Genomic DNA, 14,308 nt, shown 5'->3' with positions numbered 1-14,308 from the left:
AGGTCGATGATTTTTCATCGGACACTCCGTACTATACCAAGGGGGCTCTTTTTTGTTCAAAACTCACATTTTCCCCTAACAGGAATGCTCCTTATGCTTTTTTTATCCAGAATTTTAGAATATCGTTCTCTTCGTCCTGCTGTACAAGTTCGTGGCCCGAGGACTTCGTCCAAGCTGGGATGTCGGATGCTGCCCCTTTATCGGTAGCGTGTATTTCAAGAATCTCGCCGTCATTCAGGTTATCGATTTCTTTCTTGGCTTTGACAACCGGCATTGGGCAGGCAAGACCTTGGGCGTTTAATACTTTATTACTTTCCATGAAAAATCTCTCCTTGTTAGAAATAATTGTGTTTTCAAATGTTCACCGTTACGCTGCTAGGATACAGCGCAGCGGTTCGGGCCGATTTCCATTTCGGTTTTTTCTTCTTCAGACGGTGCCGCCTGACCCATGTTGGTCTGCCGGATCGTTTCGTAAGAGTTCGGCTGCGGCGGAAGGTTTTCGGTTACCTTTTTGCGGAAGGCGCCTTCCTCCTCGATATTTAACCCTTGATTGCGGGCGTACAGCTCATCAAGTTTTGCCATGACACGGCCGTTTTCGTCGAGCTCTTCTTTTTTCGAAAAGTGGGCCGGCAGCACAATCAGGTTTCGATCCAGATTGGCATAACGGCGGTACAGCGTTTCGCGCAGATCCCCGACCCAGTCTTCGGCTTTTCCGGCAAGATCCGGGCGGCCGATGGAGTCTACAAACAGAATGTCCCCGGTGAACAGATACTGATTGTCTACAATGAATGAAGTGCTGCCAATCGTATGCCCCGGGGAGTACATGGCTTGAATGTCAATCGAGGCGCGCCCTACGGTCAGTGTTCGCCCGTCTTCAAGTGGATCATAGGAGAACGTCACACTGCCGGCATCGGCAGATGGAAGCAGATACGAAGCACCAAAACGCTCAGCAAGTTCCCGGCCTCCGGAAATATGATCGGCGTGCAGGTGTGTATCAATGGCGTATTTCAAAACGACCTGTTTCTCTTCCAGAAAAGCTGCAAACGCATCCGTCAATCGAACCGGATCTATGAGTACCGCTTCGCCGTCCGAAAGAACAGCGTACGAAAGACAGCCTTTTCCGATCCGGACAAATTGGTAAAGTTCGCCTCCATCGCTCAAATCCGCGACTTTAACAGGCTCAATGTGTTCACTCCATGTCTTCATGCCGCCCTGGAGGTATAAATAATCTCCTCCGGTCGCTTCCGCGAGCATATCCGCGACAAACTGGGAAGATCCCTCTTTTGCACAAACGACAAGAACTTCTTTGTCCGATGGAATCTGATCCAGAATCTCCTCTACCCCGTCCAGCATCTCGAAATACGGCTTATTGATGATCTCTACATTTTTTCCTTCTACTTTCCAGTCTTTAAATTCGTCTTCATTCCGAACATCCAGGATAAATAACGGCTCCTGGCGGATTACTTTTTTTGCTAGTGCTGCGGCTGTTATGGCTTGAATTCCCATTTATTAAATACCTCCTGTTTATTGATCGTTCTCGGTGGGGCCGTCCCATTCCGACATGCCCGGTTTCACGTTAATAACATGGTCAAAACCATTCTCTTGGAGCATATGAGCCGCTGTGCTGCTCCGGTTGCCGGTGCGGCATACGACATGAATGGTGTGAGAGGTGTCGAGCTCTTTCATTCTATCTTCGAGTTCACCGAGCGGAATGGATACCGCTCCCGGAATACGTGCAAACGCATATTCCGCCGGCTCCCGTACATCAAGAACCGTAACTCCGGCCTGGTCCTTAACTTCGTTTAACTCTTTGTTGGTAACTTCGTGGGGAAACGTAGTCTCTTCTTTCGTTTCCTCAGGATTGGCTTTGCGAACGTAATGGTACAGCACGTCATTTGCTTCTTTACTGCCGACGTATTCATGCCCTGTCGTCTTAGCCCACCCTTGCAGATCAGCAAGCGAACCGCGGTCGGTGGCCTGAACTTCCAATACTTCCCCGGGCTCGATGGTTTCGATCGCTTTTTTTGTTTTGACTATCGGCATTGGACAGGCAAGCCCTTTGGCATCTACGCTTTCATTCACTTTCATACTCATTTAATTTCCCTCCTATATACATATACGGTATGGGGTATTCAAAAACTTTAAAAAAATAACCTACCAATACCTGTAGGGGTATATTATAATAGAATGAGTTTCTTGTCAACCTTTCCTAATTTCTTTATTTTCTTCATCAACACTTAACATTTACGTTGTATCATCTGTTACGGCAGGCAAGACAGGAAAGGAAGATGATCATGCCCCACGCTTTAGATATCGGCCCGCTTCTCATTCAAACCGAATGGATCGCAGCCGGAGCAGCTTTACTGCCTGCTTATATTATCCTTTTTTATGTTCTTTTTCGTGAAGAAAAAAAACATTACAGCCCGGTTCTTTCTAATGGCTTTATCTTGTTTTTATTAACGTATCAGGGGAGCACTCTCCTATTTCACCCAAGCGTGGCGTTGACTGATCCACTGGCGATGCTGGCTTTCCCGGCGGATTGGAAAGGATGGCTGTTCAGCTGGGTGATACTGCTTGTGTTTTTGTTCTACTCCGCAAAAAAACAATCATTATCCTTTCAAAAGTTACTGCGGCTGAGTGCAGCGTTGTACGTTTTAAGTTTTTTTCTGTTTGGATTTCTGCTTCGTTTTACTGGGTTTGAGCCATCCACCGCCTTTCTTTTCTACATGCTTCTTCATGTACTCGGCTTTTGGGGAATGGTTCTGAAAATCCGGCTTCGTGCCCTTTGTATCGTGTTATTCTTTTTCAGTCTGAGCGCCGGTATATTAAATGAGCTATATACCTTGCGAACCTTTTTTGTTTATCTTCCTGCATGGCCTTTTTACATAACAGCAGCCGCCTGCCTGACAGGTGCTGCCGTGACTTTTTTTACAAAGGAGGCGGATCGCAGTCATGGATCCTGAAAATATTACCTTATGGGTGGCGTTATCAGCCGGAGTGATTTCCTTTCTCTCCCCTTGTACGCTGCCGCTTTTCCCGGCTTATTTATCCTATATCACCGGCATGAGTGTGAAAGATTTACAGTCCCCGCAGAGTAAAGATATCCGAGTGAAAATTTTTGTTTATTCGCTGCTGTTTTTAGCAGGAGTATCTACCGTGTTTCTGGGACTTGGATTAGGAGCATCATACGCCGGGCAAATGATCAACGGTCTGCTCCGAGGGGACAGCGGACTTCTTCTGCAACGCATCAGCGGCGTATTTATAATCTTCATGGGGCTGTATTTAACAGGAATCATTTCCGTGAAAATGTTTGCTCGAACAAAGTATCTTACTTTTTCTTCTAAACCCGCTGGATGGATTGGCACTTTTTTTACCGGCCTTGGCTTTGCTGCGGGTTGGACACCTTGTATCGGACCGATTTTTGCTTCCATTTTAACCATGGCCGCCTCGAATCCTTCCTCCGGTTTATTGTACTCCGGAATGTACGCCACCGGTTTTGCCCTGCCCTTTCTGTTTTTTGGATTTTTTGCCGGGCAGACCAAAATTATTCTGAAATACTCGTCTGTCATCATGAAAGGTGGCGGTATCGTTTTAATCATCATGGGAGTACTTCTATTTACAGGAGAACTTACCGCTTTATCCGCCTGGCTGCTTCGACTTGTAGAAGGAACCTGGTTTGAAAATTTGGGTTAAAGAAAGGAGAATATTATAATGATAAAAATAGCAGTAATCGGCATTCTCTTAGCCGGCATGCTCGGGTGGGCTTTTTATGACGCTATGAGCACGGAGGAGGCCGCCCCTGAAGAAGAGACCACAACCTCTGCCCCGCCGTCAGATGAAGATTTTCAATCCAAGGAAGAGCAGGCTGAAACACAGGGAGGAACCCTTGAAGAAGGGGATCCCGCTCCAGATTTTGAACTCGATACATTAGATGGAGGAACGATGTCCTTGTCAGAGATGGAAGGTACCCCTGTACTCATTAATTTCTGGGCAACGTGGTGTCCTCCGTGCCGGGCGGAAATGCCGGACATGCAGACCTTTTATGAAGAAAATGATATAGAAGTTCTGGCTGTGAATTTAACCGATACGGAATCAGGGCAAAGTGCGATTTCCTCTTTTGTTGAAGAGATGGATCTCTCCTTTCCCATTCTTCTTGATAAAGATGTCAGCGTAGCCGGAAAATATAATATTCAGCCGGTCCCGACTTCCTTTTTCATTGATTCAGAAGGAACGGTTCAGCATATTAACATCGGCGCGATGAATGAAGATATGATGAAAAGCGAGTTAGAAAAGCTTAAATAAGGTGGAGTGGCAAATGGAACAGACCATTTTAGTGGTTGAAGACGACCCCATGATTCAGAATTTAGTACGCATGTATCTCGAGAACGATGGACATGAAGTCTATACCTGTTCGGACGGAAACGAGGCTGTCGAGTTGGTTATAGAACATGAACCCTGCCTACTTGTGCTTGATTTGATGCTTCCTAAAAAATCCGGAGAAGAAGTGTGCCAATGGATGAGACATAACGGGTATGAGGCCGCCGTTCTGATGTTGACCGCCAAAGTAAGCAGCGAGGAAAAAATTGAAGCACTGAAAATGGGAGCGGATGATTATATGATTAAACCATTCAGTCCGGAAGAACTCGCCGCGCGTGTGCAGTCCATCCTGCGCCGTACCGGTCATACCTGCCAGAAAATCACCTACAGCGGCTTAACCATCAAACCGAGAAAAGGAGAAGTTTCCCTGCACGGGGAACCTAAGACGTTAACAAAAATTGAATTCACCCTGTTATATCATTTTATGCGCCATCCCCACACGATCTGTAGCAGAGACCTTCTCACCGAACAAATCTATCCGAATGACGAATCGGTGATCATGGACCGCACCATTGACGTGCATATCAAACATCTTCGGGAAAAGCTCGGAGCCGGCCGCTTTCTGACCGTTCGGGGAATGGGGTATAAATTTGTTCCGTAAAGAAAAAAAGAAACCACGTCTTTCCTTAGCGGTGAAGTTAACAGCTGCCAATGTTTTATTGACTGCCCTCTTATTTATCGTTGGAGGGTTTACGGTGTATCAGTATGCGTGCAGTCTGGTGAACTCCCTCTCTGGAGTAGAAACCTCTGATCAGCAGTTTTTCAGTGAAACTTTTCTGGAATATATGCTGCTGGTTTTTCTCGTACTATTTGTTTCAGGAGCCTTCTTTTATTCTTATATTACGAAAAAAATCATGGAACCGATCCGGGATTTAGCCGCATCCACCGAAGAACTGACCCAGGGACGTTTTCCTGAAAAGCTGGACGTACAGCAAACGAGAGATGAACTGTTCATTCTTGCTCAAAACTTCAACCGCCTCTCGCTACAGCTGAAAGAGACAGAGGATGCCCGAAGCAAAATGGTCTCCGATATGGCCCATGAGTTCCGGACGCCGTTATCGAATATTAACGGCTATTTGGAAGGCCTGAAAAAAGGCGTTATTCCGCCGGACCCTTCTATTTTTGAATCACTGCATCAGGAATCAGCGCGGCTGACAGATATGGTAAATAATCTGTATCAATTATCAGAATGGAATATGCAGAGCCCTGTCCTGAAAAAAGAAACCGTGCCGGTCGACGAGCTTCTCCATAATGCCGCTTCATTATTTGAATGGCAGATGGCAGATAAAAACATGAAACTGCACCTCGATATAGAACCTTGTCAAATTCAAGCGGATGCCGGGTCCATCCGGCAGATGGTCAGCAACCTCCTGCAAAACGCTGTAGAGCATCGAAAAAACGAGGACCCTGTATATTTGCACGGATTCAGAAAAGGAACGGTTTATGTCGTGGAAGTTCAAAATACCGGAGCCTGGATAGAACCCGAGACCAAACACCGCCTTTTTGAAAGGTTTCACCGGGAAGATTCGTCCCGCCAGCGGCAGACGGGCGGATCCGGCCTGGGGCTTGCCATTGTCAAAGAACTCGCTGAGCAGCACAACGGAGGAGCCGGCATTGAAACTGACGGTTGGAACCATCATTTTTGGTTCAGCTTTCCACTATGAACGGTGGATAACTTTAGAGAGGAATGAAATTCTGGTACTGTCATCGTTTTAGCATATTTTCCAAAACCACCCTCCCCTTAAGTTTAGGCCTTAACATTTTTGGGAAGTTCTTTTGAAAAAGGAGGAAAATAAATGATTAGTCATACCGACAATAATCACTCGACCGTTACGAACGGCAAACGGAATATATGAGCTGGTGTTCTATTCGGAATAGGACTGCCCGCCTTATTAGACGAAACCCTTTTTCATCAATTATTACGTTGGCATCATTTTACGATAGTAGTCAAAATCAATCACATGCCGTCCTGAAGCTTCTAATTTTTTCTCGGGATAAAGAAAGTCTTCAATCCATGGATCCGTCATCTCCTCATCTAATGGACACTTCAACCCTCGTTTTTCCGCAAGTCGGATAACTTCCGTCACCTTTTGCCGGGAGTGATGAGTCATAGCGGCAATGCTTCGTAAACTTCTTTCTTCTTCACCTTGTAATTCCAGTATTAGACGATAAGGAAACATAAAAAACCTCCTGTATTTAATGTCATGCCGTAAGGCATGCCCACTAAGTATACAGAAGGCAGTGGAATGGTAAAGACAAATGCAGAGAGTGGTAAAATACGCTGCATTCGATGGTAAAAAAGATTGCATTGGTGGTACAAATCAAATGCCGTACTCACGGCATCTCTCCTTAATATAGGGGGGCTTTGGTTATTGTATACCACAGACCTTTATTCCTTGATGCATGAGTATCTCCTTCTACATCTTGCGATGCACGGTTATGTTTTTCTTGCCGGACACCTATTTACCATAGCAATGATCTATATAGATCCGGCGCCTCACAGAATTTCTTTTCTATACCGTGCCATCGTATTGGTCCTTGCGTTAGCAGGACACGGGATTTTATCAAAATATATTTATGCTCATCCGCCTAATAGCGTCCCCTCAGGACAAGCCGAAAGCGGAGGATTGTTGATGTATTACGGCGGAGATGCTATCGACGTCATCATCATTTTCATCCTTTGTTTGCAATGGTTTTGAGTGGCATGTTCTTGAACAAGCGTTCTTGCATCATGGTAAGGTGTGATTCTTCCTGGCCAACAGTCACTTTGGTCCTGAATGAAAAGTGGGAACTCTTTTCCTTTTTCACCTAAAGAAAGGCAGCATCAATGGAAGAAGATGCTGCCTTTTCTTATTATGAGTTTCGGCTGACTTTATCCATGCAGCTGGCCATACGCTTCTCAATATCTGCGGCAAATTCGTTCAACGATTCATCTCCTATCATATCCATTAGCACAGTCGGTTTCGGCATGCCTACTTGAGTTTCCCCATTTTCTTCATAAATTACCACTTTACAAGGGAGAAAATAGCCGACCATATGATTGAGGGTGAGTGCTTCTTTGGCAGCCTGAGGGTTACATACTTCGAGAATCCGGTAGTTCCGGTTATAATCGATGCCTTTCCCTTTGAGTGTATCTTTGACATCAAAATCCCATAATACCCCGAATCCTTCGTCTTGCAAGACTTCACTTAAAGCCTGGACCGTATGATCCACTGTTTGGTCCGTAGTTACTGTATAATGAAACATAACATTCACTCCTATCTGTATTATCCAAGAATATCAAACCACATTTTGATGGCTGTCGCCAGTATCAACAAGGCTAGAATGCCTTGTAGTATTTTTGTATTGACCTTTTTCCCAAATTTCACACCCAGGGATGCTGCTAATAGACTGGCTATTACCATCACGATAGCTGGAATGAGCAGCACCTGACCAGTCGCAATTTTGCCGACCGTTGCCCCGATCGAAGAAATAAAGGTAATCGCAAGGGAGGTGGCAATTGCCATCCGTGTTGGTATTTTTAATACAACAAGTAAAATAGGGACAAGAATAAAAGCTCCGGCAGCTCCAACAATACCAGCACCGATTCCGACAATAAAGGCAGAACCAGCTGCAATCCCTCGGTTAAAGGTAACTTCTTCGTTAAGAGTATCTTCCCTGCCCTTCTTTGGAATAAACATCATGATGACAGCAATTGTCGCAAGGATCGCATAAACCATGTTTACGCCATCATCTGTCATCAGATTGGAGCCCAGGGCCCCGATCAAACTGCCGAGCAAAATGCTGACACCCATATATAAAATTAGCGATTTATTTAAATACCCACCTTTACGGTAGGCCCATACCCCGCCAATCGTGGCAAAAAACACCTGCACGGCGCTGATGCCCGCCACTTCATGGGACGTGAAGGCGGAAAAGCCCAGTAAAGGCGGGATATATAGGAGCATAGGATACTTGATAATGGACCCTCCGATGCCGACCATTCCGGAAACGAAAGATCCAGCAAACCCAATAAGAAATAAAACAATAATAAATAAGATACTGTACTCCATCATGCTTTGTTTCCCCTCCTTTCTTACGCCTCGATATCTCCTTGCCATTTCATCATGCCGCCGGTCATATTTTTTACATGGAACCCGTTTTGATGCAGATGTTTCGCTGCTTTTGCGCTCCGGTTTCCGGAACGGCACACCATAACATACTCCTCGTATCTATCCAGTTCTTCCATCCTTTCCGGTAGCTCATCCAAGGGAATATTTTCTGCTGCCGGTATTTTTCCCTGTCTGACTTCGTCCCGGGAGCGTACATCAATAACCTGTACCGATTCATGATGCATCTGCTGCTCCAATTCTTTTGGTGTTATCTTTGAAATAGACGAAAACATAATAACAACCTCCTTTTATACTTATACCCCTATGGGTATAAAATACATTAAAAAAATTTATTTTTTACCTGCTTTTACCGAGCAGTTCGATTGCTTCCTGGACATATTCCGACGTGTCTCCGCCTGTTTCTATCTGTTCGCGAATGCATTCCTCTAGATTCTCGGCAACGATATAGGCCATCGCGCGATCAAGCGCGGTCCTTGCCGCCGACATTTGATAGACAACATCCTTGCAGTCCTTGCTTTCTTCCATCATTTTCTGGACACCGCGGACTTGTCCTTCGACGCGCTTCAGTCTATTTTTCATCTCGTCTGTATATTGCATGTTTCCCTCCCCTTCACATACCATACGGGGTATATTCTACACCGGTGTTCATCAGCTGTCAACATTCCCATGTAAATGGATTAGAGAAGGCCCTCTTAAGAGCCTTCAACATCCGATTTTACGCTGTCTCGAGGTTCTCGTTTTTCCATTTCATCATGCCACCCAGCATATTTTTGACGTCATACCCTTTGTTAAGAAGAATACTGGCAGCAATAGCGGACCGCTTACCGGAACCGCAGTGCACGGCTACCGGTTTATCCTTCGGCGGCAGGTCCTGGTCCGATGTGGAAGGCAGACGACCGAGCATAATATGCTCCGCTCCCGGAATATGCTCCCGTTCTCGTTCGTCCTGAAACCGAACGTCAAGCACACGGAGGTTGCCTGCTTCCTGTTCCTCTTTCGTTTCTTTCGGAGTGATGTTCTCATACGTGCGCAGATGTTCGGCCTGTTCCACGACACTTGTTGAAATCAGGCCGGCGATGCGGTCGATACCGATACCGTACAGGGCGTCCTTCATGGCTTCGTGATCCTTATCGTCTCCGATCAGATAGACATCGGAGTCATAATCCGTAAGCCATCCCATCCATTCCGTAAAAGCTTCCGGGTACGTAATATTGATCGTCCCGGGGATGTGACCACGGGCATAGGCAGCCGTTTTTCTTGTATCCACCACCATTTTGGTACTTTCTTCTGCCAGCTTTTCCATCTCTTCAGCGTCGATGGACAGACGAACTGGAGGACGGACCTCGGATAATAACGCCGCACCGTATTTATTCATTTCTTTCATGTTCGCAAAATAGGCAGGAGGTTCCGGCTGTCCATCCAGCAGAAAATCAACAAACTCCTGTTCATGTTCTGGCTGGAAGGCGGGGTTGAACATTTTTTCATAGCCGACCGTCGATGTCGGCACTGCCCCAAGCGCTTTACCACAGGAGCTACCGGCACCATGTCCAGGCCAGATTTGCAGATAATCCTCATACTGCTTAAATGCTTGAATGGACGCAAACATCTGCCGTGCTCCTGCATCTGCGGAGTCTTCCACACCGACGGACTTTTCCAGAAGATCGGGGCGTCCGACGTCTCCGACAAACACAAAATCGCCGGTAAATACCCCGATTGGTTTCTCTGGGTTGGCTCCGTCCGTAAGCAGATATGAAACGTGTTCTGGGGTGTGCCCCGGAGTATGAAGCACATCGATCCACACATTGCCGATCTGGATACGGTCCTGATCCCGCACTCCTTTTATATTCAGCGAGGAAGAAAGGGCATAGCCGCCGTTTTCCGCTCCCTCTACAGAATGATAAATGACCGCACCCGTGCGGGCAGCCAGTTCCACTGTACCGGATACAAAGTCGGCGTGGATATGTGTTTCCAATCCCCCGGTTATGGTGAATCCTTGTTCTTCGGCAACATTCAGGTATTCCTGAACATGCCGGGACGGATCGATGACTACTGCTTCTCCGGTCTTTTGACAGCCGACCATATAAGACGCCTGCGCCAATTCGTTATCGTAAAAATATTTTAAATACACAAATTGATCTCCTTTCTTAAGTAATTTATTTAACAATACCCTGTACAGTATATAGGAAAACATAAAATATTATTTTTCATTCACTCTGTATTTTGTGTTACCTAACATTTTTATATTAATTTTAAATATATCTCTTTTTTTCGAATTTCTAATACATAAAGTGTTCCAACATACATTTTTTTATTCTTCAAAATACACCTCTTTGCAAACCTTCCTTAAAAATACTTGGAAATGCATTGAGCATTGTATTCATTTCTTTCTCAGTTAAAAAAACTACACAACTTGGTAAGTTTGATTTCTATTAATCTCAAAACTAAACACCTCCCACTACTTTATGTTTGCCATATGAACATTTTTTAATCCAAATAAATAAGAATAAAAAAAGGAACCAGCAGTTTGGTTCCTTGTTGTTTTTTTAATATCTGTATTGATTGTGTTCGGCAGCCATGGCGTCTGCTTTTGTATTATGAATCGTTCCAAATGGGTGTTCCGGCGGCGCATAAATAGTATACAATTTAAGCGGTTTATATCCTGCATTAATTAGATTATGCCATTTTCCGGCCGGCACCATAATAGCATCATCACCAAATACATTGCGCTGGAAATACAAATGGTCTTCTGTATCCCCCATTTGAACATGCCCATGACCGTCTTCTATACGTAAAAATTGATCCACATCCGGATGTATTTCCAAGCCGATATCTTTTCCCGGCGGAATACTCATCACCGTGACTTGTAGATGATTCCCCGTCCATATTGCCGTTCGAAAGGTTTCATTCTGTTTCGAAGCTTCATTGATGTTTACAACATAGGGATTCGATCCATAATCCTTCCATTCTTTTGTATCCTGAATAGGTTGAGGCCTATATCCTCTTTCCGGCGAAAACGTTTCTTGTACTGGCTGAATTCCATAGTGGAATGTAGGAATATTTACGAAATATGGATAAGGGTACATACAATAGTACATTTTAGCTCACTCCCCTTTATCAATTTTTATATTTTATGCTTCGAGCCCAGAAAATGTACCTTGGTTAATGGTGGTTATTTAATAACCGGTAATTAAGAGAGTGAAGCTTCGTTCTTATGTTAAAAATTGCGTTTCTATGAAGGGGCTAGTTTACTAGACAAAAACTTATTCAGTCGGACTGCTTCACACTAAGTACGGTAATCGTAACCAGGATGAGCACCATTTCAAGAAGTTGAATGATAGTCAAATATTCTCCGATAAGTAGAACGCCAAATAATGAAGCTGTCAGGGGCTCTACCATGGCGACCATCGAAGCAGTTGTGGGGCAGTCGCAGTCCGTCGAATACCAATCACATAAAATATAAATGAAATTCCGGCACCCAAGATCCCTAATAGAAGAAACCATCCTATGTCGCTTGACGTCCCCACAGCAGCTGCTTCATCCTTGTCCGCGAAAAGAAAAAGGATGAGACAAAATGAAAAAAAGGCGATGGTTAACGTAGTCTGCGGTTTTCCGATAGAAGAGGCATTTTTAAACCCGAATATAAACAACGCATAGGAAAGACCAGCAGCAAGCCCTGCTGCCGCTCCTAGAAAACTCACTGAAATCGATGTAGTTTATCCATTTGTTGCATAGCATGTTGAATTCCGTCACTTCTTTGAAGGTCCATTGAAATATCAATTAAATTTCCGAGTCGCTCCAAGGCTTCCTCAGCTGGGAGGTCAAACAAATTATCTTTTTCTTTTAATTTCTTAAAATCCATCCATATATCTTCCATAATGTCACCACTTTACCGTGTTTTAATCCTTAATAGTATTTGTGCTTTAAGATTCCATGCACAAACATGCCGAAAAAAGAGTTGTTTAAATGCTGTTTCGTATTTCTCAATTCTTTATTCACCTTCATATTTACTAGCACTTTCCTTTGGAGTCGCATCAACAAGGATTAAAAGCGGGCACTTCTTTTTCTCTTTATTTTCTGAATAATGCTTCATTAATTCCTCAATTCTTTTGTTAGGTCCTCCATTATGTATCACTAAATAAATAAGATTTGCAGTTTTTTCAGCTTTTGCATACTCTTGAATTTGTGTTTTCATTCCGTGAACTAAATTGTGATTTGAGGTTAATTTAATTTCAACCAGAGTCCTATCTAAATAACTATCACTAAATTTAAAATCAACAGGTCCTCTACCACTATCTGTTTCAGGACTTATATCAAGTTTAAAAGCGCTGCAGTAACTATCAGCTACACAAAAAAATGCACGTTGAACTATTTTTTCACTTCTTGGTTTACCATTTATATATAAAAGATCATTTACTTTATTATTCTCTACTAAATCCTTGAACTTATGACACAATAACTTAGCAATTTTATGTGTAGTTTCGCCTTCCTCAGGTATTTCAATCGGATATTCATTTGGCAAGACATTGGCAATTTTAGCAACTCTATATTCACCATTGGGATCATTATTGAAGTCATATATGGGGATGGATGTCTCCCTATATTTCTTTATGATTTTCATAAATACCTCTGGATTATTAATTATATAGTCCTTTAAAAACTCTTTTTTATAACTTGATGATGATTTCGTCCACTCTTTACCGATCACCTCATTAATTTCTCTCCGTATTTCTTCAATCTCATTACAAACTCTATCAATGTCTTCCCAATCTTTTGCAATAGGTAATTCATGCAAAACCTCTTTTGGTAACAATAATACTGGTGAATTTTTAAATGGATTAATAATTAACCCGTTTTGGAATTGAAAATCTGGATAATTTGTTTCATTAATACCTAATTGTTTATTAATTCTTTTCGTGTATATTTCAATGTCGGACTTTACTATACACGCTATCATATCACTTATACGATCAGGACCTACATTTTTTTCAAATAAACCAACTAGATGAAATATTTCTGGTTCTTTTACTCCAGAATCGATTATCTGTTTTGAATCACTGATTATCTGTTCTCTAAGATATTCACCAAACCCTGACCCATGTTTACTGTTTGAATATCCAAGACATATTCCATTCACTTCTGGAAAATCAAAGCGCTTTAATGCTGCCTTGTATAATTTATGTTTCCTCTCAGATGAATTAGCTAGTAGTAATCCAATTTCCCTAAACAATGCATTGATTTTCTCGTATGCATCTTCAAATTCTGGTGTTTTTGCTTCCTTGAGTCTTTTTATATTAATAAAATAATTTGAATCGATGTCTAACAACGGATCAAAAACACCAATATCATCAACTTCATTGCCTAGATTTAAAACTGTAGATAAAAAATTAAGCATGCAAATTCACGCCTTTCAAGAATTTCCGATAAAGTTCGTTACATTTACGAACTCTATGAGAGCGCTGCCTACCTGGTTCGCAACTCTTAAATGACTGGGGCGCCCCAGTGAGCATTTAAAATTTCGTATATATAAATACTAACAAGTTTTGTAATTATTCACCATAATTAAACCGATGTAGTATAATTTCATCGCCTTTGTCCTCAATTACGTAATTAAACGGATAGGAAAAGTGTTGTTTTTTGTTTTGTTCCGTTAATAATAAATTATGAAATTTATTGATCAGTAAATCGCAATAGATTTTTAAAATGATCCATTTTACTTGAGAAGAACACTAGTCTTGCAAACAACTTCCTTATAGTATCATTTATGGGTTATTTTTCATTTACAAGCCTAAAAAAATCTCCTATTGTAGAGGGATAGACTT

Annotated in this window: 17 protein-coding genes and 2 pseudogenes; 6 read left to right on the top strand and 13 right to left on the bottom strand. The window is 43.0% G+C overall.

Annotated elements, in window-relative coordinates; translation table 11 throughout:
* Positions 1 to 91: 91 nt before the first annotated feature.
* Genes BM124_RS18195 through BM124_RS18185 form a run of 3 tightly spaced genes read right to left on the bottom strand, consistent with a single transcriptional unit; the run spans position 92 to position 2,094 of the window.
* Positions 92 to 319 carry a sulfurtransferase TusA family protein gene (locus BM124_RS18195; RefSeq protein ID WP_093339892.1) on the bottom strand — a complete coding sequence of 76 codons (228 nt, stop codon included), beginning with the start codon at positions 317 to 319 and terminating at the stop codon, positions 92 to 94.
* Between the two features lie 56 nt (positions 320 to 375).
* Complete coding sequence (locus BM124_RS18190; RefSeq protein WP_093339889.1) at positions 376 to 1,506, bottom strand: MBL fold metallo-hydrolase; 1,131 nt, start codon at positions 1,504 to 1,506, stop codon at positions 376 to 378.
* Between the two features lie 18 nt (positions 1,507 to 1,524).
* Positions 1,525 to 2,094, bottom strand: coding sequence for a sulfurtransferase TusA family protein (locus BM124_RS18185; RefSeq protein WP_093339887.1), 570 nt, complete (start codon positions 2,092 to 2,094; stop codon positions 1,525 to 1,527).
* A gap of 200 nt (positions 2,095 to 2,294) precedes the next feature.
* Between BM124_RS18185 and BM124_RS18180 the strand changes: the two genes are divergently transcribed.
* Genes BM124_RS18180 through BM124_RS18160 form a run of 5 tightly spaced genes read left to right on the top strand, consistent with a single transcriptional unit; the run spans position 2,295 to position 6,041 of the window.
* Positions 2,295 to 2,963: a hypothetical protein gene (locus tag BM124_RS18180; protein WP_093339884.1), complete on the top strand. Its 669-nt coding sequence runs from the start codon at positions 2,295 to 2,297 to the stop codon at positions 2,961 to 2,963.
* Entirely contained in the window at positions 2,953 to 3,693 is a 741-nt protein-coding gene (locus BM124_RS18175) for a cytochrome c biogenesis CcdA family protein (protein WP_093339881.1), read from the top strand. The genes BM124_RS18180 and BM124_RS18175 overlap by 11 nt, the downstream gene beginning before the upstream one ends.
* Before the next feature lie 18 nt (positions 3,694 to 3,711).
* Positions 3,712 to 4,302: a TlpA family protein disulfide reductase gene (locus BM124_RS18170; protein ID WP_244504410.1), complete on the top strand. Its 591-nt coding sequence runs from the start codon at positions 3,712 to 3,714 to the stop codon at positions 4,300 to 4,302.
* A gap of 13 nt (positions 4,303 to 4,315) precedes the next feature.
* Positions 4,316 to 4,978, top strand: coding sequence for a response regulator transcription factor (locus tag BM124_RS18165; RefSeq protein WP_093339876.1), 663 nt, complete (start codon positions 4,316 to 4,318; stop codon positions 4,976 to 4,978).
* A complete protein-coding gene (locus BM124_RS18160) occupies positions 4,968 to 6,041 on the top strand; it encodes a sensor histidine kinase (RefSeq protein ID WP_093339873.1) in 1,074 nt (357 codons plus the stop codon). Before BM124_RS18165 ends, BM124_RS18160 begins: the two co-directional genes overlap by 11 nt.
* Before the next feature lie 255 nt (positions 6,042 to 6,296).
* Here the strand turns inward: BM124_RS18160 and BM124_RS18150 are convergent, their stop codons facing one another.
* Positions 6,297 to 6,557, bottom strand: coding sequence for a hypothetical protein (locus BM124_RS18150; RefSeq protein ID WP_093339870.1), 261 nt, complete (start codon positions 6,555 to 6,557; stop codon positions 6,297 to 6,299).
* Between the two features lie 153 nt (positions 6,558 to 6,710).
* Between BM124_RS18150 and BM124_RS18145 the strand changes: the two are divergent.
* Positions 6,711 to 7,076, top strand: a pseudogene (locus tag BM124_RS18145) (cytochrome c oxidase assembly protein); the annotation flags it as partial.
* A 154-nt stretch (positions 7,077 to 7,230) separates the two neighbouring features.
* Here BM124_RS18145 and BM124_RS18140 read toward each other — a convergent pair.
* The 9 genes and pseudogenes from BM124_RS18140 to BM124_RS18100 all read right to left on the bottom strand — a co-directional run bounded on the left by BM124_RS18140 (position 7,231) and on the right by BM124_RS18100 (position 13,881).
* Positions 7,231 to 7,623 carry a DUF302 domain-containing protein gene (locus tag BM124_RS18140; protein WP_093339863.1) on the bottom strand — a complete coding sequence of 131 codons (393 nt, stop codon included), beginning with the start codon at positions 7,621 to 7,623 and terminating at the stop codon, positions 7,231 to 7,233.
* 20 nt (positions 7,624 to 7,643) lie between these two features.
* Positions 7,644 to 8,429, bottom strand: a complete 786-nt coding sequence (locus BM124_RS18135) for a sulfite exporter TauE/SafE family protein (RefSeq protein WP_093339897.1) — start codon at positions 8,427 to 8,429, stop codon at positions 7,644 to 7,646.
* A 23-nt stretch (positions 8,430 to 8,452) separates the two neighbouring features.
* Positions 8,453 to 8,761, bottom strand: a complete 309-nt coding sequence (locus BM124_RS18130) for a rhodanese-like domain-containing protein (RefSeq protein ID WP_425288602.1) — start codon at positions 8,759 to 8,761, stop codon at positions 8,453 to 8,455.
* A gap of 64 nt (positions 8,762 to 8,825) precedes the next feature.
* A complete protein-coding gene (locus BM124_RS18125; protein WP_093339861.1) occupies positions 8,826 to 9,086 on the bottom strand; it encodes a metal-sensitive transcriptional regulator in 261 nt (86 codons plus the stop codon).
* A 118-nt stretch (positions 9,087 to 9,204) separates the two neighbouring features.
* Positions 9,205 to 10,617 (bottom strand): MBL fold metallo-hydrolase, encoded by a 1,413-nt coding sequence (locus BM124_RS18120; RefSeq protein WP_093339858.1) that lies wholly within the window; start codon positions 10,615 to 10,617, stop codon positions 9,205 to 9,207.
* A 415-nt stretch (positions 10,618 to 11,032) separates the two neighbouring features.
* Positions 11,033 to 11,584, bottom strand: coding sequence for a cupin domain-containing protein (locus tag BM124_RS18115; protein WP_093339856.1), 552 nt, complete (start codon positions 11,582 to 11,584; stop codon positions 11,033 to 11,035).
* Between the two features lie 169 nt (positions 11,585 to 11,753).
* A pseudogene (locus BM124_RS18110) lies at positions 11,754 to 12,202 on the bottom strand (EamA family transporter); the annotation flags it as partial.
* Complete coding sequence (locus tag BM124_RS18105; RefSeq protein WP_093339853.1) at positions 12,184 to 12,363, bottom strand: hypothetical protein; 180 nt, start codon at positions 12,361 to 12,363, stop codon at positions 12,184 to 12,186. The pseudogene BM124_RS18110 and the gene BM124_RS18105, both read right to left, overlap by 19 nt.
* Positions 12,364 to 12,477: 114 nt before the next feature.
* Positions 12,478 to 13,881 carry a hypothetical protein gene (locus BM124_RS18100; protein ID WP_093339851.1) on the bottom strand — a complete coding sequence of 468 codons (1,404 nt, stop codon included), beginning with the start codon at positions 13,879 to 13,881 and terminating at the stop codon, positions 12,478 to 12,480.
* Positions 13,882 to 14,308: the final 427 nt, after the last annotated feature.

Origin of the sequence: Salibacterium halotolerans, from assembly GCF_900115625.1 — a bacterium.
Classification (GTDB): domain Bacteria; phylum Bacillota; class Bacilli; order Bacillales; family Marinococcaceae; genus Salibacterium; species Salibacterium halotolerans.
Note: the sequence above shows the minus strand (reverse complement) of the source record. Positions and strands in the feature narration are given on the sequence as shown.